Annotated in this window: 19 protein-coding genes; 5 read left to right on the plus strand and 14 right to left on the minus strand. The window is 34.5% G+C overall.

Annotated elements, in window-relative coordinates:
* Positions 1-60: 60 nt before the first annotated feature.
* From pgi to H2O64_RS10885, 4 genes are read right to left on the minus strand one after another with little or no spacing between them, the layout of a single operon-like run.
* Positions 61-1,704 carry a glucose-6-phosphate isomerase gene (pgi, locus tag H2O64_RS10870; RefSeq protein ID WP_187562230.1) on the minus strand — a complete coding sequence of 548 codons (1,644 nt, stop codon included), beginning with the start codon at positions 1,702-1,704 and terminating at the stop codon, positions 61-63.
* 5 nt (positions 1,705-1,709) lie between these two features.
* A complete protein-coding gene (locus H2O64_RS10875; RefSeq protein WP_187562231.1) occupies positions 1,710-3,002 on the minus strand; it encodes a M23 family metallopeptidase in 1,293 nt (430 codons plus the stop codon).
* Positions 2,999-3,964, minus strand: a complete 966-nt coding sequence (locus tag H2O64_RS10880) for a tryptophan 2,3-dioxygenase family protein (RefSeq protein ID WP_187562232.1) — start codon at positions 3,962-3,964, stop codon at positions 2,999-3,001. The genes H2O64_RS10875 and H2O64_RS10880 overlap by 4 nt, the downstream gene beginning before the upstream one ends.
* Before the next feature lie 2 nt (positions 3,965-3,966).
* Positions 3,967-4,743, minus strand: coding sequence for a DUF3108 domain-containing protein (locus H2O64_RS10885; protein ID WP_187562233.1), 777 nt, complete (start codon positions 4,741-4,743; stop codon positions 3,967-3,969).
* Positions 4,744-5,117: 374 nt separating this feature from the next.
* Here H2O64_RS10885 and H2O64_RS10890 point away from each other — a divergent pair, with 374 nt between their 5' ends.
* The 4 genes from H2O64_RS10890 (at position 5,118) to H2O64_RS10905 (ending at position 8,902) form a co-directional block, all read left to right on the plus strand.
* Positions 5,118-6,797, plus strand: coding sequence for a helix-turn-helix domain-containing protein (locus tag H2O64_RS10890; protein WP_187562234.1), 1,680 nt, complete (start codon positions 5,118-5,120; stop codon positions 6,795-6,797).
* A gap of 99 nt (positions 6,798-6,896) precedes the next feature.
* The gene (locus tag H2O64_RS10895) at positions 6,897-7,718 is read left to right on the plus strand and encodes a T9SS type A sorting domain-containing protein (protein WP_187562235.1); all 822 of its coding nucleotides are present in this window, start codon (positions 6,897-6,899) and stop codon (positions 7,716-7,718) included.
* A gap of 214 nt (positions 7,719-7,932) precedes the next feature.
* Positions 7,933-8,547 carry a hypothetical protein gene (locus tag H2O64_RS10900; RefSeq protein ID WP_187562236.1) on the plus strand — a complete coding sequence of 205 codons (615 nt, stop codon included), beginning with the start codon at positions 7,933-7,935 and terminating at the stop codon, positions 8,545-8,547.
* A gap of 106 nt (positions 8,548-8,653) precedes the next feature.
* Positions 8,654-8,902 (plus strand): hypothetical protein, encoded by a 249-nt coding sequence (locus H2O64_RS10905; RefSeq protein WP_187562237.1) that lies wholly within the window; start codon positions 8,654-8,656, stop codon positions 8,900-8,902.
* A gap of 886 nt (positions 8,903-9,788) precedes the next feature.
* Here H2O64_RS10905 and H2O64_RS10910 read toward each other — a convergent pair.
* The 6 genes from H2O64_RS10910 to H2O64_RS10935 form a co-directional block, all read right to left on the minus strand.
* Positions 9,789-10,733: a tryptophan 2,3-dioxygenase family protein gene (locus tag H2O64_RS10910; RefSeq protein WP_187562238.1), complete on the minus strand. Its 945-nt coding sequence runs from the start codon at positions 10,731-10,733 to the stop codon at positions 9,789-9,791.
* Positions 10,734-10,855: 122 nt separating this feature from the next.
* Positions 10,856-12,019: a 4-hydroxyphenylpyruvate dioxygenase gene (gene hppD / locus H2O64_RS10915; protein ID WP_187562239.1), complete on the minus strand. Its 1,164-nt coding sequence runs from the start codon at positions 12,017-12,019 to the stop codon at positions 10,856-10,858.
* 113 nt (positions 12,020-12,132) lie between these two features.
* Positions 12,133-13,302, minus strand: a complete 1,170-nt coding sequence (locus H2O64_RS10920; protein WP_187562240.1) for a homogentisate 1,2-dioxygenase — start codon at positions 13,300-13,302, stop codon at positions 12,133-12,135.
* 238 nt (positions 13,303-13,540) lie between these two features.
* On the minus strand, positions 13,541-15,766 hold the full coding sequence (locus tag H2O64_RS10925) for a patatin-like phospholipase family protein (protein WP_187562241.1): 2,226 nt from the start codon (positions 15,764-15,766) through the stop codon (positions 13,541-13,543).
* Between the two features lie 12 nt (positions 15,767-15,778).
* Positions 15,779-17,569 carry an excinuclease ABC subunit UvrC gene (gene uvrC / locus H2O64_RS10930; protein ID WP_187562242.1) on the minus strand — a complete coding sequence of 597 codons (1,791 nt, stop codon included), beginning with the start codon at positions 17,567-17,569 and terminating at the stop codon, positions 15,779-15,781.
* A gap of 71 nt (positions 17,570-17,640) precedes the next feature.
* On the minus strand, positions 17,641-18,972 hold the full coding sequence (locus tag H2O64_RS10935) for a Fic family protein (protein ID WP_187562243.1): 1,332 nt from the start codon (positions 18,970-18,972) through the stop codon (positions 17,641-17,643).
* Between the two features lie 94 nt (positions 18,973-19,066).
* On the opposite strand from H2O64_RS10935, the gene H2O64_RS10940 reads away from it, so the two are divergent.
* The gene (locus H2O64_RS10940; protein ID WP_187562244.1) at positions 19,067-19,630 is read left to right on the plus strand and encodes a 5-formyltetrahydrofolate cyclo-ligase; all 564 of its coding nucleotides are present in this window, start codon (positions 19,067-19,069) and stop codon (positions 19,628-19,630) included.
* Positions 19,631-19,848: 218 nt separating this feature from the next.
* Here H2O64_RS10940 and H2O64_RS10945 read toward each other — a convergent pair whose 3' ends face one another.
* From H2O64_RS10945 to ileS, 4 genes are all read right to left on the minus strand, one after another.
* Positions 19,849-20,496 (minus strand): lipoprotein signal peptidase, encoded by a 648-nt coding sequence (locus tag H2O64_RS10945; protein ID WP_187562245.1) that lies wholly within the window; start codon positions 20,494-20,496, stop codon positions 19,849-19,851.
* 54 nt (positions 20,497-20,550) lie between these two features.
* Positions 20,551-21,171 (minus strand): hypothetical protein, encoded by a 621-nt coding sequence (locus tag H2O64_RS10950; RefSeq protein WP_187562246.1) that lies wholly within the window; start codon positions 21,169-21,171, stop codon positions 20,551-20,553.
* A 246-nt stretch (positions 21,172-21,417) separates the two neighbouring features.
* Positions 21,418-21,798, minus strand: coding sequence for a TraR/DksA family transcriptional regulator (locus H2O64_RS10955; RefSeq protein ID WP_187562247.1), 381 nt, complete (start codon positions 21,796-21,798; stop codon positions 21,418-21,420).
* A 3-nt stretch (positions 21,799-21,801) separates the two neighbouring features.
* Complete coding sequence (gene ileS, locus H2O64_RS10960; protein ID WP_187562248.1) at positions 21,802-25,209, minus strand: isoleucine--tRNA ligase; 3,408 nt, start codon at positions 25,207-25,209, stop codon at positions 21,802-21,804.
* Positions 25,210-25,439: the final 230 nt, after the last annotated feature.

Consider the following 25,439-nt stretch of genomic DNA (forward strand, 5'->3'; position numbering starts at 1 on the left):
CATTTTTAACTTATTTGTTTGTTTTGCAACGAATTAAGATATAAACCGAATTATTAACATTTATTTTCTACTTTTTTTAAAGTATGTTAGGAGTTTTTCCGTAGAAGCATCATGTTTCGCAATTTCGTCATTCTTAATATCTGTTAAAATTTTTGTTGCGAGTTGTTTTCCAAGCTCAACTCCCCATTGATCGTAACTAAAGATATTCCAAATAACACCTTGCACAAATATTTTATGCTCGTATAATGCGATTAAAGCACCCAAACTTTCGGGCGTAAGCTTATCTATTAATATGGTATTTGTTGGTTTATTTCCTTCAAATATTTTATACGGAAGCAATTTTTGTAGTTGCGAAGCTTCCATTCCAGCAGCAGATAGTTCTGAAATAACCTCTTCTTTTGTCTTTCCGTTTAATAAAGCTTCTGTTTGTGCAAAGAAGTTTGCCATCAATTTTTCATGATGATCTTCGTTGTTATTTAATGAATGTACATATCCAATGAAATCTGCAGGGATTAATTTTGTTCCTTGATGGATTAATTGAAAGAATGCATGTTGCGAATTGGTTCCAGGTTCTCCCCAAATTAGTGTTCCTGTTTCGTAGTTGACACAATTTCCTTTTCTATCTACACTTTTACCGTTACTTTCCATGATACCTTGTTGCAGATATGCCGAAAAACGATGTAAGTATTGTGTGTACGGAATGATGGCTTCACTTTCCGCACCATAGAAATTGTTATACCATATACTTAACAGTGCTAAAACCACTGGAATGTTTTGATCGAACTCAGCGCTTTTGAAGTGTTCGTCCATATCATGCGCGCCAGCTAATAACTTATCAAAATTCTCATAACCTGTTGCTAAACTGACGGATAATCCAACAGCGCTCCATAATGAGAAACGTCCGCCAACCCAATTCCACATTGGAAATACATTGTCAGCAGCAATTCCGAATTCCTTTATTTTCTCCAAATTGGTTGAAACCGCTACAAAATGCTGTGCAACAGCTTCTTCAGCTGCATGCGTTAAAAACCACTTGCGAAGTGTCATTGCATTCGTTAAAGTTTCTTGCGTGGTGAATGTTTTTGAAACAATGACAAATAATGTCGTTTCAGGATTCAATTTTTTGATTACTTCCTGTACATGATCGCCATCTACATTGGAAACAAAGTGTACGTTTAAGTGATTTTTGTAATGTTGTAACGCTTCCGTCACCATTGCTGGTCCTAAGTCCGAACCACCAATTCCAATATTGACAACATCTGTAAATGCTTTTCCGGTATGTCCTTTTTTGGCTCCAGAAATAATCGCATCAGAGAATTGTTTTATTTTTTGCTTAACAGTGTATATTTCTGGAATGATATTTTTACCATCTACATATACTTTTGCACTTTCATTTTCGCGCAAAGCTGTATGCAACACAGCTCTACCTTCGGTTTCATTGATGACATCACCATCAAAGTATTTTTGAATGTTTTCTTTTAAGTTAACTTCATCCGCCAACTCCAATAACAAATCCATCGTTTCTTGCGAAATTCTGTTTTTAGAATAGTCTACATAGAAATCTTTCCATTGAATGGTAAACCGATCTGCTCTTTCCGAATCTGTTTTAAACTGTTCTTTTATCGCAAACGATTTCGTTGCATGGAAATGCTCCTGAAGTTTTTTCCAAACTTCAGTTTCCGTAGGGTTTATGTTTGTTAACATGGTGTTTATTTTAGTGCAGTTACTGCTTGTTCTGTGAGTTCTTCCGCTGGCTCTGGAAGTTGAATATTAATACCGTCAAGTTGTATTTTTAACGGTTGAATGTGTTCTAAGAAAGGTACTTTTAGCTTTTCGTCAATTGGATCAGCATCGGGTAGTTTTTGTTTGAATGGATCTACTTGACTTCCATTTTTCCAGAAACGATAACATACGTGCGGACCTGACGTGTTTCCTGTCATTCCAACCCAACCGATTACATCTCCTTGTTTTACAAAATCGCCCACTTTTACTTTACGCTTTTTCATGTGTAAGTATTGCGTGGTGTACGTACTGTTGTGTTTTACTTTTACATAGTTTCCGTTTCCACCTCTACGAGCAGATTCGACCACAACTCCATTGGCTGTTGAGATAATTGGTGTTCCGCGTGGTGCTGCAAAGTCTGTTCCTTTGTGTGCTCGGACACGGTTTCCGTATAGTTTTATTCTTCTTTTTAGATTGTATCGCGATGAGATTCGCACGTTTTTGTAACTCACTGGTGCTTTTAGAAATGCACGGCGTAAGTTTTTAGCATTTTCATCGTAGTAATCCACAATTTGTTTTACACTATCTGTCTCAAATTCAAATGCATAAAACGGTTCTTTGTTATGTTTAAAGTATGCCGCGTGAATTTTGTCAATTCCCACGAAAGTGGTATCATTTATATATTTTTCGGTATAAACCAACTTAAATTCATCTCCTTTTTGCAGTCTAAAAAAGTCAATTGTCCATGCATAGATATCCGACATATCAAAAGCGAGTCGTTGACTTAGTCCAGCTTCGTCCAACGCTCCTGATAATGAACTTGTAATAATCCCAGAAGCTTCTTTTTGTACAATTTTTACAGGTTTGCTTTCCGTGTATGCATTGATAGAGTCTTTGAATTTTATCACTACATAGTCAATACTATTTGGCTGATAGATGAAACATTCTGGTCGTTGAAGCGAATCGCCTTTTGTACATAATAAGGTATACGGTTTTCCGGCAGTGATTTTACTGATATCAAATGTATCTTTTGTTTGTTCAACAATATTGAAAACGGTTCCGTATCCAATGTTATTCTTTTCAAGAATTTTTCCGAAGCTATCGCCATTTCTTACGGTATCTTTTACAACTACATAATCGTTTAAGTGAAACCCAAATTCCATAGGATCTGGAGCTGGCACTTCTATTTGCTCAGTAACTTCTGGCTTTTCTTCGGTTTCTTTGCAGGCGTTGAAACCTATTAATAATACTATAAATAGTAAAATTTTCTCTATTCTCATTGTTTCCTTTCTGTATTGAAGATATGATCTACCCATTCTTTTCCCCATTCGTCTTTTTCATTTTCGCTCCAAATTTCAGGAAAAAATATCACTTTTTGAAAGCTTGGCGGTAAATATTCTCTCCAATTCGTTCCACCAGTGGCTTCAATGGTCTTTTTTTCTCTTCGCAAATAGCGATATGCAGATCCCATGTGCATTAATGGCCAATTGACATTTGCATTGAGATCAAGGTGCTTTAGAGCTTCTATTAAGTCTTTATTTTGTTTTACTTCTTGTGGCAACGCTAAGTAACGGTGATATATTGTACTTGTTTTTACTGCTGCTGCAATCCGCATAAAACGTGGCGTGTAGCGATATTCAAATTGCTTTAATGTGAGTGTTTTTTCGCCTGTTTTGTTATCGGTTGCCCCTTTTTTCCAATAGATATTTTCGTATAAATCATCTAAGGAGTTTTTTGCTGAGAATTGATCGCGTATGGAATGATGCACTAAGTTTTCTAGTGGCGTGGAATAAAATTCGATCATTCTGTATTGTGCCGATTGAAATCCGCTTGCTGGCAATAACGACATTCTATAATTTAAGAATTGTTCTTTTTCCATACCATTGATCATGATTTCGAAAGAAGATATTAGTGCCTTGAGGTAATTGTTGATTCTGAGAATGCGTTGTGTAAAAAAATCTGCCGTTTGATGTTTGTCATCAATGATTTGTTTTTGCTCGTGAATGATGAGCTTAAAGTACAATTCTGTGATTTGATGATACATGATGAAGATTTCTTCATCAGGATAAAACGTGCGTGGTATTTGTAAGCTAAGTAAGGTATCTAAATGAATGTAATCCCAATAGGTAAGGTATCTTTGGTGTAATAAGCCGTCAAGATAAGAGCCTAAGTCTTGCCCAGAATTTGTGTATTTCTTGTCTAATTTTTCAATTCTTTCCGCAATTTCTGGTGGAATTTCCATAATTAATCTACAAGTATTTTAAAGGGATGTTTGAGGCCTTTGAACGCATCTAAGTCAGCTTTTAGGGAACCAACTGCTAAACTAGCTTTGATACGAATTGGAACTTTGTTTTCATCATTAGAAACCCATAATGTTAAGCTTTCATTTTCCTTGAAAACGCGTCCTTTTTGTACATAAGGTCTGAATTTTAAACAAGGAACTTTTCCAAATTTGGTGTTCATTGTTTCTTCGCCTAAGTATTTTAGTTTGAATTTGAAGTTTTCTTTGTCAAAAAACATGTTCAACACAATTTCGTCACCTACTTTAATATCAGAAATATCGTAGTTGTTACGCAAGTAATAGAACGCCGAAACCATGTCTTGCACATCTTTTTCAATGTTGTATTCTGTTTTTGTATTGTGTTTTCGGTTATTGACTAAGGCTTTTTGTTTATTATAGTCAAAATCTATTTCAACATCTTTTGTGTGTCCACCTTCGTCTATTTTACGAATAAACTTGTATGGCTTTCCAGTTTCTTTATCAAAATAGCTTTCGTAATTGTCGTTTACTTTAAAAAACCAACTGGCAAAACCAGTAGTTTTTCCCTTTCCAACAACATGATACACACTTTTTCCGTTGAGATATTCGTCTTTGATTTCTAAGGTAGCATAGCTTGCATTTATGAATCCGTAGTGAATTCTAAATTTAAACCATTCGCCTGTTTGGAATGCGCTGTCTTTTTTTTGTGCTTGTGATGCGATGCATGTAAGCAAGAATAGTATAGTAAGTGTACGTTTCATGTTTGATGTAAAGGTTTGTAAAAATAATAAAATTCGCATTACTTTCTGTTAATTTATGTTAGCATTACAATTACTATTCCAAAAAAAGATTATTTTTTTTCATTCAAGCAACAATTAATCGCTTTTTTATGGATGTTTTTTTAGTCCGTACTTTATAAACTCTTTTTACCTACAGACTTGTATTACAGATTGTAACGATTAAAAATAATACGCGACACATATTGTATTTAATATTATATTGTATATTTCTGATGATTATACGAGCCGACTTCTTACAACCTACCATTATGATGAAAAGCATGTATTATATACCAAAAAATATTTCAATTAAGTCGTTGCATTTATGCTTCTTGAGCGCCTTTGCTCTTTTTTCCATGAGTTTAAAAGGTCAGGAATTGAATACAATGAATGATTCTTTAGTTTCTAAAGAAATACAATTGTTTATTTCGTATTCTGATTCCATTCATGAAATTGAGGAACTGATTTATGATACTTTTGACCAAAAAAAAGATACACTTCTGGGTTTAGCATATTGCAATTCTTTTCTGGAAAGAGGAAAAAAACAACAAAATTATGAGGTTCAATATTTTTCTAGCTATCAAATAGCGTATATAAATTATATGAAATCGGATCATAAACAAGCGGTTCGGTATGCACATATGTCTGTTAAGGTTGCAGAAAAAATGCAAGATACCATCAGTAGTTTTAATAGTAATATTTTATTGGGAAGCTCTTGGTATGTGTTAGGAAATTATGATGAAGCACTACAATCGTATCTCGTTGCAAAAGAACTCGCTACTAAATTACAAGACTTGCAAAGCGAACTTATCTGCCTTGCCAATATAGCAAATACACGTGCAAAACTAGACCGGTATGAAGATGCGCTGAAAGGCTACAATTCCATTTTGAATATTCTTGATGAAAAAGATAAAGGTACTTTTGATCTGTACGTTTCAACATATTTGAGTTCACTTTTAGGAAAAGTATTGTGCCTTACTGGATTGGGTAATTTAGAAGCAGCCGAAAAAGCATGTGCTAAAGGCATCGCGCTAGCCGAAGAAAATGGTTTGAATAGATTTGTAGGTGATTTTAATATTAATTTGGGCAGCGTGCATTATGAAAAAGAAGCCTATTATAAATCGCTTGGCTTTCTGAGAGAAGGAAAAAAAATATTGCGCAATCATGGAGGCTTACAAAACAACTTATACATTACCGATTTTTTTATCGCCAGAAACTTATATAAACTAGAGGAACTTGAAGAAGCAGCTTCTTTACTCGATGGTATTTTTGAAAGTATTGGAGAAAAATTAATTACTGACAGAGTCGAAGAAATGTATGAGTTAGCTAAAAGAATTGCAGAAATCCAAAATAATAAAGAGAAGCAAATTTTTTATTTAGATAAATTAAATAAGATCAATGCAATTAAGACTGAGCGAGAATCAAATGCGAAAGATTTATTGCATAAAGATGACCTAAAAGATATTGTAACCGAAAATGAAAAATTAGCCAATGAGAAAAGCAAAAGTATCGTTGACAAGAATATTATTTTGATTGGGGCTAGCATTCTATTTGTAGTGGTATTGCTTGTTTTTTTATCCTATCACAAAAGAACAAAATTGAAAGAACAAAAATTTCTAACTATTATTGAAAATATATCCAAGAATACAATAGCAAAAAAGCAATCTCAAAATCCTAAAATAAAAGATGAAAAAGCCAATAGTATCCTAGAAAAACTTCAAGAATTAGAAAATACTGATTTTTATCTTTCCAAAAATGCCACATTGCACACCACCGCAAAATTACTCAATACCAATACGACATATTTGTCAAAAGCTTTAAATGACGTCAAAAAACAATCATTCAATCAATACCTGAATAAGCTTAGAATTGACTACGTTTTGGTAAAGCTTAAAGAGGATTCAGTATTTAGATCCTATACCATTCACGCCATTTCCGAAGAAATCGGATATAAAAGCGCCACTACTTTTATTAAAGAGTTTAAGAACAAAACAGGGCTAAATCCTTCGTATTACATCAAAAAGATTCAAAGCTAAGCCTACATTTTGTTTAAATTTATAAATATGAACACGTATCGTTTGTAGTGAAGTATCAAATATTCATACTTTATTAGGGTATAATTAAAACCCTTTGTTATGAAATTAAAAATCTTTACACTTTCAACACTGTTTTTATTTTTTTCGATAAAAACCACTGCGCAACTTACACACGCTCCTTCAACTAATATTGTAGATATCACTTTTTTAATTAGTGATCATCATGACGAGTTAACATTTGAATTGACTCATAAAAATGAATATTTGATATCATCAGAATTGGATCTTGTTTTTAGAATTAACCTTGATTATCAGTCCGTTCAAGAAATGGTAGGTTATTTTGGATTGCAATATAAAATTTACAAGCTATCGCCCGATGGATTTAGACAACTTATAAGAGGTGTTACCGTACCTGTTGTTATTCCTCCTGTCCGAAAAAACAGAACACGAGTTTCTTCAGAATCAGAGGAATACCCATTTAATATTTATGATGCAATCGTACTAGAACCAACAAATTACGACGTAAAAATGAATTTAGTGAAATTTCACACGAGAGCAGACTACTTAGCAAATAATGACAATTACACTATGTATCCTAGAATTAGTTTCCCACTAGTTCATGTTGCTGATCTTTTAACGAATCGAAATGCACCAGATTCATCATCATCATTAATAACGTATCCAAATCCTAGTATTAATGAAGTGATTATTGACTATGCAAATACAACTCAGAATTTACCTGTTGAAGTTGTTATTTTTAATGATAAAGGAATCAAAGTTAGTGCGCATACTTTAATAGGTGTTTCCGGAAACAGTCGTACGTTATATCAATTGAATGTTTCTCACGTACCTAAAGGAATGTATTTCTACCAGATAAAACGTGGAGATAAGACAGAAGTTAAAACCATCATCAAAAAATAAGCTCTTTATTTACTTACTACACAAACCATCTGTTCACTTTAGCAGATGGTTTTTTTATTTCTTCATTTATAGATATCTACAAATTTATAAATCTGAAAATGCTTGTCTTGTTTTCAGAAATTAGGTCACATAACTTTGAATTGTCTTGATCGAGATAGGTCGCATCCGAAAAACCTTAACAGAGTAGGAATTCATTCAAAAATCAAAAATATTTATGAAAAATTCAATTTTCAAATTTCGCAATCTTTCAGCAGTACTTGTAGTGCTTGTAGTATCTTTTTATGTCATTAGTTGTCAAACTGAAGAAATTACCGCTGAATCAGAAGACTCAGTTACTTCAACTGAGCAAAAATTTTCAGGAGGTCCATTGAATCCAGATTTTAGACCGCCAAACATTCCTAATCCACCATCAATTGATGCACATTGTGTGGTACGATTAGCGTATTTATCGTACTTAGAACGCTGTCCAGAAAATGCTTCTGTGGTAAATTATTGGATCAACATTCTCAATACTAGAGGTTTTGATGATTTAGCCAAAGGATTTATTACCTCACCAGAAGCGAACTCCAAATGGCACAGTCGGTATTTGTCTTTTTTAAATAGAAACAATGTTACAAGTCAGCAAATTAATAAGAAAATTTACATTGCTTACAGAGGTTTGCTACTCAGAGAACCTGATGTTTCAGGAGGAATTTATTGGACTAATATTTTATACACTAGAGGCCTTTTAAATGTAGCAAATGGTATTGGAAATTCTCCAGAGTTTAGAGCGCGATTGAGCAGAATTTCTACCGAATGTAACAATGCAGCAAATCAGTGTACATTTTAATCAGCTTATTTTTTTTCATCATATCAATACATCAAATTACGAACAGTTTTTAAAAAGCGGAATCCGAAAAGCTTATAGAGTAGGAATATCTTAATAGTTATCAATCATGAAAAAACAAAAAATTCAAAAGTTGGGAATTAAAAAATCAACTATTTCTCAATTGACACAGAATCAACTAAATGGTGGAGGTACATTTACCTGCCATGGTGGTTCTTGCTGTCCTACAGAAGCTGCTACATGTGCAAATACGTGTGCAGCGACCTGTGCTAACACGTGCGCAAATACATGCGCTACTTGTGGAACAGGTACAGGAGGAGTCAGAACTCGTGATTTCTGTCCAACAATTCAAATATAATACTAATCTATCGATTGAATGATTATAAGAAGACTGTCAATGAATTTTGAGGGTCTTTTTTATCGTTCAAATTAGCGCAAAAAAAAACCCGATCTTACGACCGAGTTCCTTTTTTTATTAACCAACCAAAACTTTAAATTATGAGAATTTCTCTTCTTAAAGTCGCAAAAGGAAACCACTCGCTTTTGCACTGCAAACATATGGCAACATTTTTATTATGCAAGCATAGTATTTAACTTTAACACAATTTTTACACTCACAACTATACTTCATCGATGTTTCTTATTGAATTCACAACAAAATATGCATTTTACTGTCGATTATTCAATATTATTTCAATTTCTAATTAACGTGAGTTCGATGTAAGAAATCGTCACTATAAGCCCGAAATATAATAAAATCAACACTTTGTCACTTCGAGCGCAGTCGAGAAGCTAAAGAACACGACTGTTTTTATTGAATCTCGATAGCTACGCTAGGTATTGAAATCAAAATATATTTTAATTTCAATAATGCTCGATTTGACATTTGTCTTAAAATACTGAAAAAACAAAATATTGAAAGTAACGTTATATCGAACTCACGTTAATTAAAAAAGGTCATAAAAAAAGCCCGATCATAGGATCGAGCTTCTTTTTATTTATTAACCAACCAAAACTTTAAATTATGAAAATTTCTCTTCTTAAAGTCGCAAGAGGAAACCACTCTCTCTTGCACTGCAAATATAGGACGAGAATTATACTATGCAAGCATAGTATTTAACTTTAACACAATTTTTATATTCACAACTGTACTTCATCGTTGTTTATTGATGGATTCTCAATGATATTTCAGTTTCTTTGATGAATACTCAGTAATTTGACACTTTTGACTTTTAAGATTTTGGTTATTTTAGTGTTTTATAGCCTTCTAAATTGGTAATTCCCCAGTTTTTTACTTCTTCTTCACTCCATAATTCAGGAAAAAAGATTCGTTTTTGATATTTTGGGTGCATATATTTCTGCCAATCGCTTCCGCCTGTCGCTTCTGAATTACCTTTTTCAGAATTTATATATTTTCCTGCGGCATGATAATGATGCATTACCCAACTGATGTTTACTGTATGATCGTAATGACGCATTGCATTGATTAAACTTTGATCGTTTTGATAATTTCTAGGCAATTGCTTGAATTTCGTCCAAAGATTGATAGTATTATATTCTTTCATGCAATTGATGAGTTCCTTTTTATACTTTTCATCAAAGTTGACCATCAATTTACTACGCTTGCCTGTTTTGTGATCGTTTCCTGCTACTTGCCAATACATATTGTTATACGCATGTATATATGGCGTTTCGCGATCAATGGTGGTTCTAAATCTGTAATCTATTAGATTGATTAATTCCGTAGAAGCGATTTCAATTTTACGGTATTGTACCGATTGAAAACCACTTGCAGGCGTTAAAGTATCGCGGAATTTCATGTATTGCTCTACTTCCATTCCATCGCCCATAATGTCGAAAGAGTTCGATAACATATCAAAGTATCTACTGATTCGCATTAAATGCATGACGAATTTTTCGGGCTCAATGTTTTCGACATGCGCAATTTGTTGCATTTCCCAAAGAATCATCTTAAAGACCAATTCATTGATTTGATGATACATAATAAAAACCATTTCATCAGGCAATTGCGTACGTTGTGTTTGTAATCCTAAAAGCGCATCCAGTTGAATGAAATCCCAATATTTCATAGGTTCAGCGTGTAGTAATCCTGAAAGATGCACATCGGGATCTTGTCCCATGTCCAAATATTTTTTATCAATGGCTGCTAGTAATTCTTCTCTAGTCATCTTGTGTTTTTTAGGGAAAGAAAGGTGTTAGGTATATAAATTGTCAGTTCGAGCGCAGTCGAGAACTAAAAACCATTTCGTTTTATATGCATTTCGACTGCGCTCAATGTGACAAAAGTTTATTATAAAGTTCCACGCGCTTCTTGTTCTCTTTCAATTGCTTCAAATAATGCCTTGAAGTTTCCGACTCCGAATGATTGTGCGCCTTTACGTTGAATAACTTCAAAGAACATCGTTGGTCTGTCTACAATTGTTTTGGTGAAGATTTGCAACAAATATCCTTCTTCATCACGGTCAATTAAGATTCCGTGCTTTCTGAGTTCTTCTACATCTTCATCAATATCACCAACTCTTTCTAATAAATCATCATAATACGTTTCTGGAACATATAAGAATTCCACACCTCTTTCGCGCATTTGCGAAACCGTTTCAATGATATTATCTGTAGCAACCGCAATATGTTGTACGCCCGCACCATTATAAAAGTCTAAGTATTCTTCTATTTGAGATTTCTTTTTTCCTTCTGCTGGTTCGTTGATTGGAAATTTGATTCTACCATTTCCATTACTCATTACTTTACTCATTAATGCGGTAAATTCGGTAGAAATATCATCATCCGTAAACGAAATAATTTGCGCAAAGCCCATTACTTTCGCATAGAATTCACACCATTCTTTCATTTTTCCCCAACCTACATTTCCAACCATGTGATCGATGAATTTTAATCCAACATCTTTAGGATTGTAGTGTGACTCCCATTTTTTGTAGCCTGGCAAGAAGATTCCGTTGTAGTTTTTACGCTCTACAAAAATGTGAACCGTTTCTCCGTAGGTATAGATTCCTGAACGTATTACATATCCGTTTTCATCTTCTTCTTTGGTAGGTTTCATGTATGATTTTGCGCCTCTTTTGGTCGTTTCTTCATACGCTTTGGTTGCGTCGTCTACCCAAAGTGCAACAACTTTTACGCCATCACCATGTAAATCAATGTGTTCGTTGATTTCGCCACCTTTTCCAAGTGGTGTTGTTAACACCAATCGAATTTTATCTTGTTTTAATACATACGAAACTCTGTCTTTTACGCCAGTTTCTAATCCTGCATACGCTTCTGATTGAAAGCCGAACGCCGTTTTGTAGAAATGTGCGGATTGCTTTGCGTTTCCAACATATAATTCTACATAATCTGTTCCTAGTAATGGTAGAAAGTCTTGTGCGTCTTCAAATAATTTTTTGAGTCCGTATTCTGTATTTTGTAAATCTTTTAAGTTTTTTATTTCTGCTGCCATCTTTTTAATTTTTTAAAGCATTTGCAATTCGTTTTTTTGTTCATTGTGATAAATAGTTCTTGATATTTACCACATTGCTCGAATATGCGCTGCAATTTTAGTTTTGTGTGTCATCAGTGTTTCCCGTTTTCTAACCAAGATTTGTAATAATCTTCATCTGCAATTTTCATCGCTTCTTCGGTTACTTGCAATGGCTTGAACGTGTCAACCATCACAGCCAATTCTTCCGTTTCCATTTTCCCAATGCTTCTTTCTGCTGCTCCTGGGTGCGGTCCGTGTGGAATTCCTGCTGGATGCAACGAAATGTGCCCTGCATCAATATCGTTTCTACTCATAAAATCGCCATCTACATAGTATAAAACCTCATCACTGTCAATATTACTGTGATTGTACGGTGCTGGAATACTTTGCGGATGATAATCATACAATCGTGGTACAAATGAGCAAATCACAAACGCGTCCGTTTCAAAGGTTTGATGTACTGGTGGCGGTTGATGAATTCGTCCTGTAATTGGTTCAAAATCGTGAATTGAAAACGCATACGGATAGTTATATCCATCATATCCAATGACATCAAAAGGATGTGTTGCGTACACCATTTCAAAAATATCGCCTTGTTTTTTTACTTTGATAAGAAATTCGCCTTCTTCATTATTGGTTTCTAGCTCGTACGGTCTTCTAATATCGCGTTCGCAAAATGGCGAATGTTCTAAGAGTTGTCCAAACCAGTTTCTATAACGTTTTGGTGTGTATATTGGTCGATACGATTCTACAATGAACAATCGGTTATCATCTGTATCAAAGTCTATTTTATAGATAATTCCGCGTGGAACTAATAGGTAATCTCCATATTTGAAATCAAGATTTCCGAGCATGGTGCGCAGTTTCCCTGTTCCTTTATGAATAAAGATCAGTTCGTCTGCATCTGTATTTTTATAGAAATAGTCACGTGTAGATGTTGTTGGTGCCGCAAGAATAATGTTGCAATCACTGTTAGTCAACATTATTTTTCTACTTTCTAAATAATCTTCTACTTGTGGCACTTGAAATCCGCGCAAGCGATACGATTGTATGTTGTTTGCTTTCGCGATTTTTGGTGCAACGCTGTATTGTTTGCGTATTTCTTTGACTTGTGTGGGTCTGTGTTCGTGGTAACTGTTGGTGGACATTCCGTCGAAACCTATGGTTCCAAAAAGTTGTTCATAGTATAAATCACCATTTGGCTTTCTAAATATGGTGTGTCGCTTTGGTGGAATGTTTCCTAATTTGTGGTAAAAAGGCATGATTTAATGAATTTAAGTGATTAAAAAAGTTTTAAACGATTCAAAAAATGCACTTTCTTATTCAGGATTTCTTTTGATAAGATAGTGTAAATGTGCCAATAAGTCGTTCCAAAATGGTTTCATTTACCGTTTAGTGTTTTGATTTTCAGAAAGATGATTTTTTCATCACTACACAAATATCGGAATTATTTATAGATTTTATACACTTCTAAGATGTGAAATGTTTGCGTTGAAGTAATTAAAACCAAAACCCAATACTAAAATACAATTGATCTTTCTCAACATCAGGTGTCCAAGCGTATTTTACTTGCAAAGGACCAAAGAAGGTTTCCATTCCGTAACCAATAGCATAACCATTAAAATCGGGTTTTGTGAACCATTCGCCACTGTCAAATATATTTTCGCCCGCATTGGCATAGTTTGCTGTAAAGTTGAAGTGATGTTTGGTAGAAAAATTATAATCGAGCGTAATGCTTCCTTTTACAAAACTATCACCTGCAAAACTTAGAAAGTCGTATCCTAAAAATGAAATATAGTTGTTGATAAAGTTGTTTCCAAATCCACCCAATACAAAGTCTAACGAGCTTACGGATGAATCTCCAAGATTGAAACCACCTTCCGAAGAAAGATTGAGTGATATGTTACTGAATAAAGGTGTTGCATAACCAATTTTTGCGCTGGCGATTGAAAAAGGCTCAAAGTTTTTGTTATAGTCAGATGAATACAGATACCAATTGAAATTCCCTGAAAAGAAGATTCCTTTTGATGGAAAGTATTTGTTATTGTAGGTATCGAGTCGTAAGAAACCAAAAGAACTCACAAAGTCACTTTTTTCAAAAATAGTTTCATTTTCATTACTTGGCACAATCGTTTCCGAAGTAATTTTTAAGCGTTTGTGTTCGGCACCAATTCCAAATACAAATTCTTCTCTAACAACCGTTTGCGCGTATAATTGATTGGTGAAATCAGAAACTTTTACATCAATTCTGTTTATCGCAGGGTTTGAATTGTCTTCACGAATTAAATCATAATTAATCCCTCTTTCAAATGCATTGAATCTAGATTTTAATCCAAGACTCCAATAGTATCCTTTGTCTATGTAGTATTCAAAGTTATACCGAATGTTGTCTCCAATGATAAAATCAAGCGAAGCAACATCATTGTTAAAGAGTATTTTTTTCTTGGTAACATTGATAAGTCCTGCTGTTTTGTAGACATCATCATAATGTGCTGCCAATCGTAAAAATGTAGTGTTTGGCGCTTCTTTTAGATTGAGAATAATGTCTTCCGTTCCATCTTCATTTTTCCATGTTTTGTACCGAATTCCTGTAAAGTTTCCTGTTGCCGCTAGATTCCCTATTCCTTCTGTAAATTTTCTAAACGATATTTTAGTGGGCGTTTTGAATCGTAATTTTCCGCGCACATACGAACGTGTATATTTGTCATTTCCACGCAAGTGAATGTAATTAATTGCTAAAGAATCTTTTGTTTTTACAGGTTTAAGATTCGATTTTTGGTATTGTTGCGCTGCAACTGCTTTTAAGGCTTCTAGTTGATTTTTTCCTGCGACTTCTCCACGTTTGATGAGTTCTTTTCCTTTATCAAAAGAAATAACTGAAAAGCCTATAATGTCTGGACGAATGTAAACATCCGTTTGTTTCTTTTTCTTTTTCATGTCATTGATGGTGCGGAAATTGTTGATTTGCGATAGAATTCCCATCGCAGATTTTAGTTTGTCTCTGTCAGCCAAATCATCTTGCACATCAACACCAATGATAATGTCTACATTTTTTGCTTTGATTTCGTCAATAGGATAGTTGTTCGTTACGCCACCGTCAATAAGTAACCGTTTGCCAATTTCGACAGGTTCAAACAGTGATGGAAACGCACCACTTGCCGTAATTGCATCTGGCAAATAGCCTTTGTCCAAAATAACTTGTTCTCCTTTTTCTATATCCGAAGCAATACAAAGAAAAGGAATTGGAAGTTTACTAAAATCATCTATATGATCTACATGAAGCAATAATTGCGCGAGCAAATTGTATACATTTTGCCCTTTTGAAATAGAAGTCGGAAAGGTTACTTTGAAACTATCAAACGGTAAGCTAATCGCGTAGCGTTCCGAATCTTCTTTTTCGTAAAACGTTTTTGCAGATCGTGGTAATTCATCTTGAATTAGTATTTCCAAATCTGTTTTTTTAAAAATAGAATCTATTTGTTTTCCTGAGTAACCTGATGCGTACAGCGAACCAATGATTGCGCCCATACTTGTGCCGCCAATGTAATCAACCCGAATTCCTAAGCTATCAATGATTTTCAAGGTTCCGATATGCGCTAATCCTTTTGCGCCACCACCACTTAAGACCAAACCTACTTTAAGGTCTTGTCCTGTTTTGGGTTCTTCTTGCGCTGTGGCAAAAGAAAAACTTAATAGCGTGATGCAGATGAGAATCCACTTGTTCATAGGTATGGTAGCTTATTTTTTATGAAAGTTATCGTATATTTTTTTTGCTCTACTGTTTCCAACTACGGTTGCAACTTCTTCTAGTGATGCTTCTGAAATTCGCTTGACCGATTTGAATTTTTTTAATAATTCTACAATCGTTTTTTCGCCAATTCCTGCAATCGTTTCTAGTTCTGAGTTTAACGCAGTAGTACTTCTTTTATTTCTATGAAACGTAATTCCAAATCGGTGTGCTTCGTTTCGTAGGTGTTGTATTATTTTGAGTGATTCACTTTTTTTGTCTAAATATAACGGAATGGAATCGCCAGGATAATAGATTTCTTCCAAGCGTTTTGCAATTCCGATAATCGCTATTTTTCCACGTAAACCTAAGGCATCTAAACTTTTTAGTGAAGATGAGAGTTGTCCTTTTCCACCATCAATCACAATTAATTGCGGCAACGGTTGTTCTTCTTCTAGTAATCGTTTGTACCGGCGATATACTACTTCTTCCATCGATGCAAAATCATCTGGCCCAACAACGGTTTTGATGTTGAAATGGCGGTATTCTTTTTTGCTTGGTTTTCCGTTTTTGAAAACGACACAAGCTGCCACAGGATGTGTTCCTTGAATGTTAGAGTTGTCAAAACATTCAATGTGTCTTGGTTCTGACGAGAGACGCAAATCTTTTTTCATTTGCATCATAATGCGATTCACATGCTTGTCTGGATCGGTTAGTTTTATTTGCTTGAAACGTTCCATTCTGTGATATTTCGCGTTTCGCAGCGACAGCTCTAATATGTGTTTTTTGTCGCCTAATTTTGGAACTGTTATTTTAAATTTTTCTCCAACTTCTACTTCAAAAGGAACATAGAGTTCTTTGGAATTGGTTTTGAAACGTTGATGAATTTCCGTGATTGCCAATTCGAGCAATTCTTTGTCTGTTTCGTCTAATTTCTTTTTAATTTCTAGCGTGTGCGATCGTACAATGGAACCTAAGGATAGTTGCAAGAAGTTGACATACCCGAAACTTTCATCCGATATAATCGAAAACACATCTACATTGCTGATTTTTGGATTGACAATCGTCGATTTTGCTTGATAATTTTCTAAGATTTCTACTTTTTCTTTTACTTTTTGTGCATCTTCAAATTCCATCGCTTCCGCATGCGCTTTCATTTGCGTTTTGAATTGCAATAAGGAATCTTTAAAATTTCCTTTTAAGATTTCACGAATCGCAGTCGTTTGCTTATCATAGTCACCTATGGTTTGATAGTTTTCACACGGACCTTTGCAGTTTCCTAAGTGATATTCTAAACAGACTTTGTATTTGCCTGCGTTTATTTTTTCTTGAGATAAATCGTAATTGCACGTTCGCAGCGGATAGAGTCCTTTGATTAATTCTAATAGTGTACGAACCGTTTTAACACTTGTGTACGGACCAAAATATTCTGAACCATCTTTGATGACTCTGCGGGTTTGAAATACACGTGGAAAGCGTTCATTTTTAATACAAATCCACGGATACGACTTGTCATCTTTCAATAATACATTGTAGCGTGGTTGGTATTTTTTGATGAGATTATTTTCCAACAATAACGCATCTGTTTCCGTTGCCACGATAATATGTCGTATGGAAGCAATTTTTTTGACCAACACTTTTGTCTTTCCATACTCATGATTTTTGTTAAAATACGAAGCCACTCTTTTTTTTAGATTCTTTGCTTTTCCAACATACAGAATTTTCCCGTCTTTATCATAGTATTGATACACGCCAGGATTGGTTGGAATCGTTTTGAGTTGTAATTGGAGTTCTTCGGTCACGTGTTGGGTTTTGGTTTTGGGTTCTAGGTTTAAAAATAGTTTTATAGTTTGTGTTTCGTGTTTTGCTTTTGTTATTTTTTGGAGTTTTCTTCTTCTTTTTGTTCTATTTTTTCTTTTAAAAAATCTTTATGTTTTTTGACAGTTTGCGAAACTAAATAATCTATTTCTTCTTCCGTTAATTGTTCACCGTACTTCTTTTTTAATAAATTTTTTGAAATTATCATTTTTTCGCTCTTTTCTATATAAGAAATAGCGTAATGTTCCGATTTAAATTCAAACTTTAGATCAAAACTAAAATTTCCATCAATAATCGTTGATTTGACCTGATCTGCTTTTAATGAAATAGTAAACTCGCTAATCACTGGCTCTGAAAAGGAATCTACTGAAGGATCTATACTTGTGCTTGAATTTACATGTATATTAACGTAAAACTTTTTAAAAATTTTCGTTTGTTTGAATTTAATTTCTTTTAAAAGCTTAAATCCTGATTCATTTATAATTTTTTTGACATCTTGGGGATCTTTAATTGTTGCACTATTATTCAAGTATTTAAATCGTTGTTCCAACAAAACCACTTCTTTCTCCACATCATCCTCTTCTTCAATAGATTCTCCGTTCGCTCCTGAAATCATCAATTCTAAAGAATGTACTAAGTTTTGTGCGATGTAGTTGATAAAAGCTTCTATGTTTCCTGCATCCGCCAAACGCAACGCCGCAAAATAATTTTCTTTGTCTTCTGTTTTTATAATGGTTGGTGGAAAACCGTATTTCATCAAAATGAAATTCATAATGATTCTTGCCGTTCGTCCATTTCCATCATCAAATGGATGAATTCTTATAAACTTATAATGAAATTCTGCCGCAACTAATATTGGGTTTATCGTTTCTTCTTCTGTTTTACTTCTATACCAATTTAACAAATCGGTCATTTTTGCAGGCGTTTCTTCTGGTGTAGCAAAACGAAATATTTCTCCTGTAACCGTTTTTACATGGTTTGGTGTTTTTTTATATTCACCAACGTGCACTTTCTTTTTTGTTGGTTTTCCGTCTGGAGTTTCTGCATCAACTTCGTACGGTTCTTTAAGTAATAATTCATGAATTTGTCGAATGAAGCTTTCGCTTAATGGACGATCGCCTTTTACCAAATCTAAAACCCAATTGATTGCTTCATTATGTCCTGTAACTTCAATATGATCTTTGAGTGGCTTTCCTTGTGCTGTAATATTAAAAAGCAATAATGCTTTTGTTTCTCCATACGTCAACGTATTCCCCTCTAAGTGATTCGAATGGTAATTCCAATCCAACCGAAATTTCTGCATAATGATTGCTTCTCGTTCTGCATCTATCGGACGTAAAACATCTAATTCGTGTTTGAGTTCTAAGGCTTTTTTTAATTCTTCCATAATATCGTTGATGCTAACAAAGTTACTCGCAATTATTCCAAAAACAAAAGCGTATCCAATTTACAATCTTTATTTTTGTGTTAAAATTACATTTATGTCAAAATCTGCCTTGCGAAAGAAGTATAAAGCGTTGCGAAATCAACTGACCGATCAACAGTTAGACGATTTTAGCATTGCGATTGCAAATCAGTTATTGAAACTTCCCGTTTGGCAAGCACGTTATTATCATTTGTTTTTAACGATTGCCGAACAGAAAGAGGTTGATACCGAGTTTATTTTGAATATCCTTTCGGGAAAAGACAAAGATATTATCCTGTCTAAAAGTAATTTTGATGATTATTCATTGACACATTTTTTATTGACAGATAATACTGCTATTAAAAAGAACGCGTACAATATTCCTGAACCTATTGATGGCATTGAAGTTCCCAGCAACAAGATTGATGTAGTCTTTGTGCCTTTGTTAGCATATAATACGAAAGGAAACCGAATTGGCTATGGAAAAGGATTTTACGATCGGTTTTTAGCGGATTGCAAACCAGATGTGATTAAGATTGGCTTGTCTTTTTTTCCTCCTGAAGAGACTGATTTCACAGTAAGTGAGAATGATATTTCGTTGGATTTTTGTGTGACGCCTGAGCGAGTTTTTGAATTTTGAAGCATCTCGACTGCGCTCGATGTGACAACTGGATAAGTTTTACAACTTCTTTATTTGAATGATTTTAGATACAATTTTCATTCGAAATGACAGCTTACCTTGATCTTGTCATTGCGAGAATTTTGATAAAAATTCGTGGTAATCTGTAGTTAAACAATAGATTACTTCGCCGATTCCTCCTCGAAATGACGCTTTATAAAATTAAAACACTCGAAGTTTTATTCCGAAATTTCTTCCGTAGCAATTTCTTTAGCTGTTACAGGCTTTTTAGGAAATGCTTTTTTGTTGAAAATAATTAAAAGCAATACGCCAATAGTGATGGCTGAATCTGCAATGTTAAATACAGGATCAAAGAAGCTTAAACGATCGCCACCAAGCCATGGAACCCATTCTGGCCATGTAGTATCAATCATTGGAAAATAGAGCATGTCTACCACGTGTCCGTGAAATACAGGTGCGTATCCACCAGCTTCTGGCATAAATGAAGCGACTTCACCTTGGTATACGCTTTCGTTGAATATGATTCCGTAGAATACAGAATCGATGATGTTTCCAAATGCGCCTGCAAAGATGAGTGCAATGGCAACAATTAGAATTTTTGAACTTTTTTTCTTTACAGAATCATATAACCAATACCCAATTGCTGTGATGGCAAATAGTCGAAATAAGGTTAGGAATAGTTTTCCGTAACTTCCAGGAAGTTCCACTCCCCAAGCCATTCCTTTGTTTTCGACAAAGAGAATTTTGAACCAACCGAAAACCTCAACAGATTCTCCGAGTGCAAAGTTAGTTTTGATATATATTTTACTGATTTGATCAATGAGTAAGATCAAAACAATGATTCCAATAGCTTTTTTTAATGACATGAATCGTACAATTTCCGTTTGAAAATTCTAATAGTTGGCTAAAATAAGAATATTTTACCCTTTATCAGAAGAATAAGTGATCTTTCCATTGTCTGCTTTTAATTCTATTTTTTTACCTTTTTCGTAGAATACAATTTGTTGATCCGATTCTTTTTCAAATGTTGGTAGTTTTTGCTTAATATAGTATATGTTTCCTTTTTTAGTTTGAATTTTTGCTTCGCTATGAAAGTTTTCTAGTGTATAGTTTCCTGAGATCAACATTGCTAAGAATTTTTTATACTTTCCTGTTACATATATTTGCGTTGCGTCGCCTTCTAACTGTACTTTGAGTTGTTTTGGAATGTATATATTCATGCTTACTGAAAATACTTTGTGTGCGCTTAGTTTGTCATTTGGAAGCTCAAAACCTTCTGCCAATTCACAGGAAAGTTGCAGTTGTTTGTTTTTTGTCGATGTTATAATGTTTAAATCGCGAAAGTATTCACCTTCCATCTTAGTTTCAATTTTAATAACATTGTCGTTTGTACTGAAGATGTTGAGTTGAAATATTTTATCTGTATTGATTCGGATTTCTTCTATTTCGTGTATGGAAAACGTTTGTTGCGTTACTTTTTGCGCAAAGCAATTCATGTTTACATATAAGAGAAAGAATAGTATGTAGAAGGATTTTTGCATTTTGGGTGTATCGCTTTGCTCTTTTGTTTTTCGTGGATTTGTTTTTTTGTTGTTTGTTCTAGATTATTGAACTCGGTTTTGGTAAAACTATAAAATATCCTTCAAATTAAATTGATAACCTTTTTAATTCAGGTTACCGTTTATAGAGATTCCACTTTTCATTGGGATTAGTTCAACTTACAATTTTGAGTTTCACTAAACCAAAAAAGCGCTCAATGAGCGCTTTTTGTATTGTATAATGTGTTTTTAGCTTTGCATATTTTTCGCCTCAATACTAAGTGTAGCGTGTGGCACAAGTTTTAAACGTTCAGGATTGATGAGTTTTCCTGTAGCTCTACAAATTCCGTATGTTTTGTTTTCTATACGAATTAAAGCATTTTTCAAGTCGCGAATAAATTTTTCTTGACGAATTGCCAATTGCATGTTTTTCTCTTTAGACATAGTTTCAGATCCTTCTTCAAATGCTTTAAATGTTGGCGAAGTATCTTCTGTACCATTGTTATGATCGTTCATATATGCACCTTTTAACAATTCTAAGTCCTTTTGTGCTTGATCAATTTTTTCTTGAATGATAATTCTAAATTCCTCTAGTTGCTTGTCTGAGTATCTTATTTTAGTGTCTTCCATGTTCTACATTTTTTTAATAAACAATATGGTGTTTACGTCATCGAAAGCAATTTCTGTTCCATTTTCTAGTTGATCTACAAATACTAACTCAGCTGTTAACGTTTCTGCTTTTATATAAGCTAAATTAATAGTGATAGCTTCTACTAAATGTTCGTCTTTTTGTAGTGTTACGTGGATTTTATCCGTGACTTCAAATCCTGAATCTTTACGTAAATTTTGAATTCTGTTTATGAGCTCTCTTGCGATTCCTTCTTTACGTAATTCTTCTGTGATTGTTACATCTAACGCTACTGTTATTCCTCCCGAATTGGCTACTAACCAACCTTCGATATCTTGAGAAGTTATTTCTACTTCTGTAATGTCTAATGTACTATTTTTTCCGTTAATTACAACGGGTATTTTCCCTGTTTTTTCAATTTCAGCAATTTCTTCTGGTCCAAATTGCATGATGACAGTCGCAGCCGCTTTCATATCTTTCCCAAATTTTGGTCCTAAAACTTTAAAATTGGGCTTTATTTGCTTGACTAATATGCCCGAAGCATCGTCTAAAAGTTCAATTTCTTTTACGTTTACTTCCGATTTTATTAATTCGGCTACAGCCAAAATCTCCGCTTTGTTTTGCGCATCCAACACAGGAATCATGATTCGTTGTAATGGTTGACGCACTTTGATCTTTTCTTTAGCTCTTAACGATAATACTAAGGAAGATATTGTTTGTGCATTTTCCATTTTTCGTTCTAACGATTTATCTATGAATGATTCGTCGTAGGTTGGAAACTTTGATAAATGTACACTTTCAAAGTTTTCTGTATTTGTCGCTTCCGTTAAGTCTTTGTAAAGTCTGTCCATGAAAAATGGCGCAATTGGCGCACCTAATTTGGCAACATTCAACATACATGTATACAAGGTTTGGTAGGCAGATATTTTATCAAATTCATAATCGCCTTTCCAAAATCTTCTTCTGCTCAATCGAACAAACCAGTTACTTAGCAGTTCTTGTACAAATTCTGAAATCGCTCTTGCAGCCCGTGTTGGCTCATATTCCGCATAGAATTGATCAACGCTTTTGATCAACGTATGCAATTCAGAAAGAATCCAACGATCAATTTCTGGGCGTTCCGCTAATGGAATTTTGTCTTCGCTGTATGTGAAATTATCAATGTTTGCGTATAAACAGAAGAACGAATACGTGTTGTACAACGTTCCAAAGAATTTACGGCGCACTTCTGCAATTCCTTCTAGATCAAATTTTAAGTTGTCCCAAGGATTTGCGTTTGATATCATGTACCAACGCGTTGCATCGGCTCCATACGTATCTAATGTTGTGAATGGATCTACTGCGTTTCCTAAACGTTTGGACATTTTTTGTCCATTTTTGTCTAATACCAAACCATTTGACACTACATTTTTATAGGCAACTGAGTCAAATACCATACTTCCAATCGCGTGAAGCGTATAAAACCAACCACGTGTTTGATCGACACCTTCGGCAATAAAGTTTGCTGGAAAGCTTTCGTTGTTATCGATTTTTTCTTTGTTTTCAAACGGATAATGCCATTGTGCATACGGCATTGAACCAGAATCGAACCAAACGTCGATTAAGTCACTTTCGCGATTCATTGGTTTCCCAGAAGGCGATACTAACGTAATTCCGTCAACGATATGTTTGTGCAAGTCTACTTGATCATAGTTTTCTTCCGACATGTTTCCAACTTCAAAGGAAGCGTATACATCTTCCGTTTCAAGACCTGCATTGATTGCTTTTTGGATTTCAGATTTTAATTCGGCCATAGAGCCGATCATAATTTCTTCTTTTCCGTCTTCTGTACGCCAGATTGGTAATGGAATTCCCCAAAAACGCGAGCGTGAAAGGTTCCAATCGTTTGCACCTGCAATCCAGTTTCCAAAACGACCTTCACCTGTTGATTTTGGTTTCCAATTGATCGTTTGGTTTAAGTCGTACATTTTATCTTTTACATCCGTGATTTTTATAAACCATGAATCTAATGGATAGTATAGTATTGGTTTGTCCGTACGCCAGCAATTTGGGTAACTGTGGACATATTTTTCTACTTTGAATGCTTTGTTTTCTGTTTTTAGCTTGATGGCTAGTTCTACGTCTACTGACTTTTCAGGTGCTTCTCCATCTGCATAGTATTCGTTTTTTACATATTTACCAGCAAATTCGCCCATTTCTGGTCTAAATTTACCTTGCAAATCTACTAAAGGCACTGGATTTCCATTATCATCTAAGACTAGTAATGGTGGAATTTCAGGTGTTGCTTGTTTCGCAACTAGTGCATCATCTTGTCCAAATGTTGGCGCTGTGTGTACAATTCCTGTTCCGTCTTCTGTGGTTACGAAATCACCAGAAATGACTCTGAATGCATGTTCCGCATTTTGATACGGCAATACATAGTCTAGTAATTGCTCATATTTGATGCCTACTAAGTCTTTTCCTTTGTGTTCGCTTGTAACGAGATATGGTATTTTTTTAGCTTCTTTTGTGTACGCAGCTATTTCTTCTTGTGTTTCCACTTTCGTGAATTTACCCGAAAATTGCTTCCCGATAAGGTTTTTAGCCAATACCACATTGATTGGCTCAAAAGTGTATTGATTGTAGGTTTGAACGACTACGTAATCGATTTTCGGTCCAACGGTTAATGCTGTGTTCGACGGAAGTGTCCAAGGCGTTGTTGTCCACGCTAAGAAATATACATCGCCTGCTACATTTTGTAATGCTTCTGGTAATGTTTCTTTGATGGTTTTAAATTGTGCAACCACCGTTGTATCTGTAACATCTTGATAGGTTCCGGGTTGATTTAACTCGTGCGAGCTTAATCCTGTTCCTGCTTTTGGTGAATACGGCTGGATGGTGTATCCTTTGTACATTAAGCCTTTGTCATAGATTTGTTTTAGCAACCACCAAACGCTTTCCATGTACTTTGATTTGTACGTGACATAAGGTGTTTCCATGTCTACCCAATAACCTGTTCGGCGGGTCATATTGTTCCACACATCTGTGTAACGCATGACAGCTTTTTTACAGGCTTCGTTATATTCTACAACAGAGATTTTTTTACCAATGTCTTCTTTGGTAATTTTCAATTCTTTTTCGACACCTAATTCTATTGGAAGTCCGTGTGTATCCCAACCAGCTTTACGCTTTACTTGATATCCTTTTTGTGTTTTGTAGCGGCAGAAAATATCTTTAATGGCTCTAGCTAATACGTGATGAATTCCTGGCAATCCGTTTGCTGAAGGTGGTCCTTCAAAAAATACGAATGATTCAGCGCCTTCTCGTGAACTTATACTTTTTTCAAATATGTTGTTTTCCTCCCAATAGTTCAGTATTTCATCTGCTACTACGGGTAAGTCTAGTCCTTTGTATTCTCTAAATTTATTAGCCATTTTTTTCCTGCTGTGTATTGAATTTGCGAAATTAATGAATTTCATTGAATTGTAATGTTTTAAAAATATAAAAGCTATTAAACTCAAATAGAAATTTCTATAAAGCATAAAGCTTAGGTCTTGCTTTTCAGCAAGATGAATTCAATTCATTGAGATCTCGAATGATTTATTATCAAATCATTCAAATAAAAAAAGACCACTTGGGTTTCAAGTGGTCTTTTGTATGCGTT

The sequence above is a fragment of the Kordia aestuariivivens genome (assembly GCF_014397005.1).
GTDB lineage: Bacteria > Bacteroidota > Bacteroidia > Flavobacteriales > Flavobacteriaceae > Kordia > Kordia aestuariivivens.

Bases quoted from the DNA above. Each gene is read 5' to 3' on its own strand.
- pgi (WP_187562230.1), bottom strand. From the start codon at position 1,704: ATGTTAACAAACATAAACCCTACGGAAACTGAAGTTTGGAAAAAACTT.
- H2O64_RS10875 (WP_187562231.1), bottom strand. From the start codon at position 3,002: ATGAGAATAGAGAAAATTTTACTATTTATAGTATTATTAATAGGTTTC.
- H2O64_RS10880 (WP_187562232.1), bottom strand. From the start codon at position 3,964: ATGGAAATTCCACCAGAAATTGCGGAAAGAATTGAAAAATTAGACAAG.
- H2O64_RS10885 (WP_187562233.1), bottom strand. From the start codon at position 4,743: ATGAAACGTACACTTACTATACTATTCTTGCTTACATGCATCGCATCA.
- H2O64_RS10890 (WP_187562234.1), top strand. From the start codon at position 5,118: ATGAGTTTAAAAGGTCAGGAATTGAATACAATGAATGATTCTTTAGTT.
- H2O64_RS10895 (WP_187562235.1), top strand. From the start codon at position 6,897: ATGAAATTAAAAATCTTTACACTTTCAACACTGTTTTTATTTTTTTCG.
- H2O64_RS10900 (WP_187562236.1), top strand. From the start codon at position 7,933: ATGAAAAATTCAATTTTCAAATTTCGCAATCTTTCAGCAGTACTTGTA.
- H2O64_RS10905 (WP_187562237.1), top strand. From the start codon at position 8,654: ATGAAAAAACAAAAAATTCAAAAGTTGGGAATTAAAAAATCAACTATT.
- H2O64_RS10910 (WP_187562238.1), bottom strand. From the start codon at position 10,733: ATGACTAGAGAAGAATTACTAGCAGCCATTGATAAAAAATATTTGGAC.
- hppD (WP_187562239.1), bottom strand. From the start codon at position 12,019: ATGGCAGCAGAAATAAAAAACTTAAAAGATTTACAAAATACAGAATAC.
- H2O64_RS10920 (WP_187562240.1), bottom strand. From the start codon at position 13,302: ATGCCTTTTTACCACAAATTAGGAAACATTCCACCAAAGCGACACACC.
- H2O64_RS10925 (WP_187562241.1), bottom strand. From the start codon at position 15,766: ATGAACAAGTGGATTCTCATCTGCATCACGCTATTAAGTTTTTCTTTT.
- H2O64_RS10935 (WP_187562243.1), bottom strand. From the start codon at position 18,972: ATGGAAGAATTAAAAAAAGCCTTAGAACTCAAACACGAATTAGATGTT.
- H2O64_RS10940 (WP_187562244.1), top strand. From the start codon at position 19,067: ATGTCAAAATCTGCCTTGCGAAAGAAGTATAAAGCGTTGCGAAATCAA.
- H2O64_RS10945 (WP_187562245.1), bottom strand. From the start codon at position 20,496: ATGTCATTAAAAAAAGCTATTGGAATCATTGTTTTGATCTTACTCATT.
- H2O64_RS10950 (WP_187562246.1), bottom strand. From the start codon at position 21,171: ATGCAAAAATCCTTCTACATACTATTCTTTCTCTTATATGTAAACATG.
- H2O64_RS10955 (WP_187562247.1), bottom strand. From the start codon at position 21,798: ATGGAAGACACTAAAATAAGATACTCAGACAAGCAACTAGAGGAATTT.
- ileS (WP_187562248.1), bottom strand. From the start codon at position 25,209: ATGGCTAATAAATTTAGAGAATACAAAGGACTAGACTTACCCGTAGTA.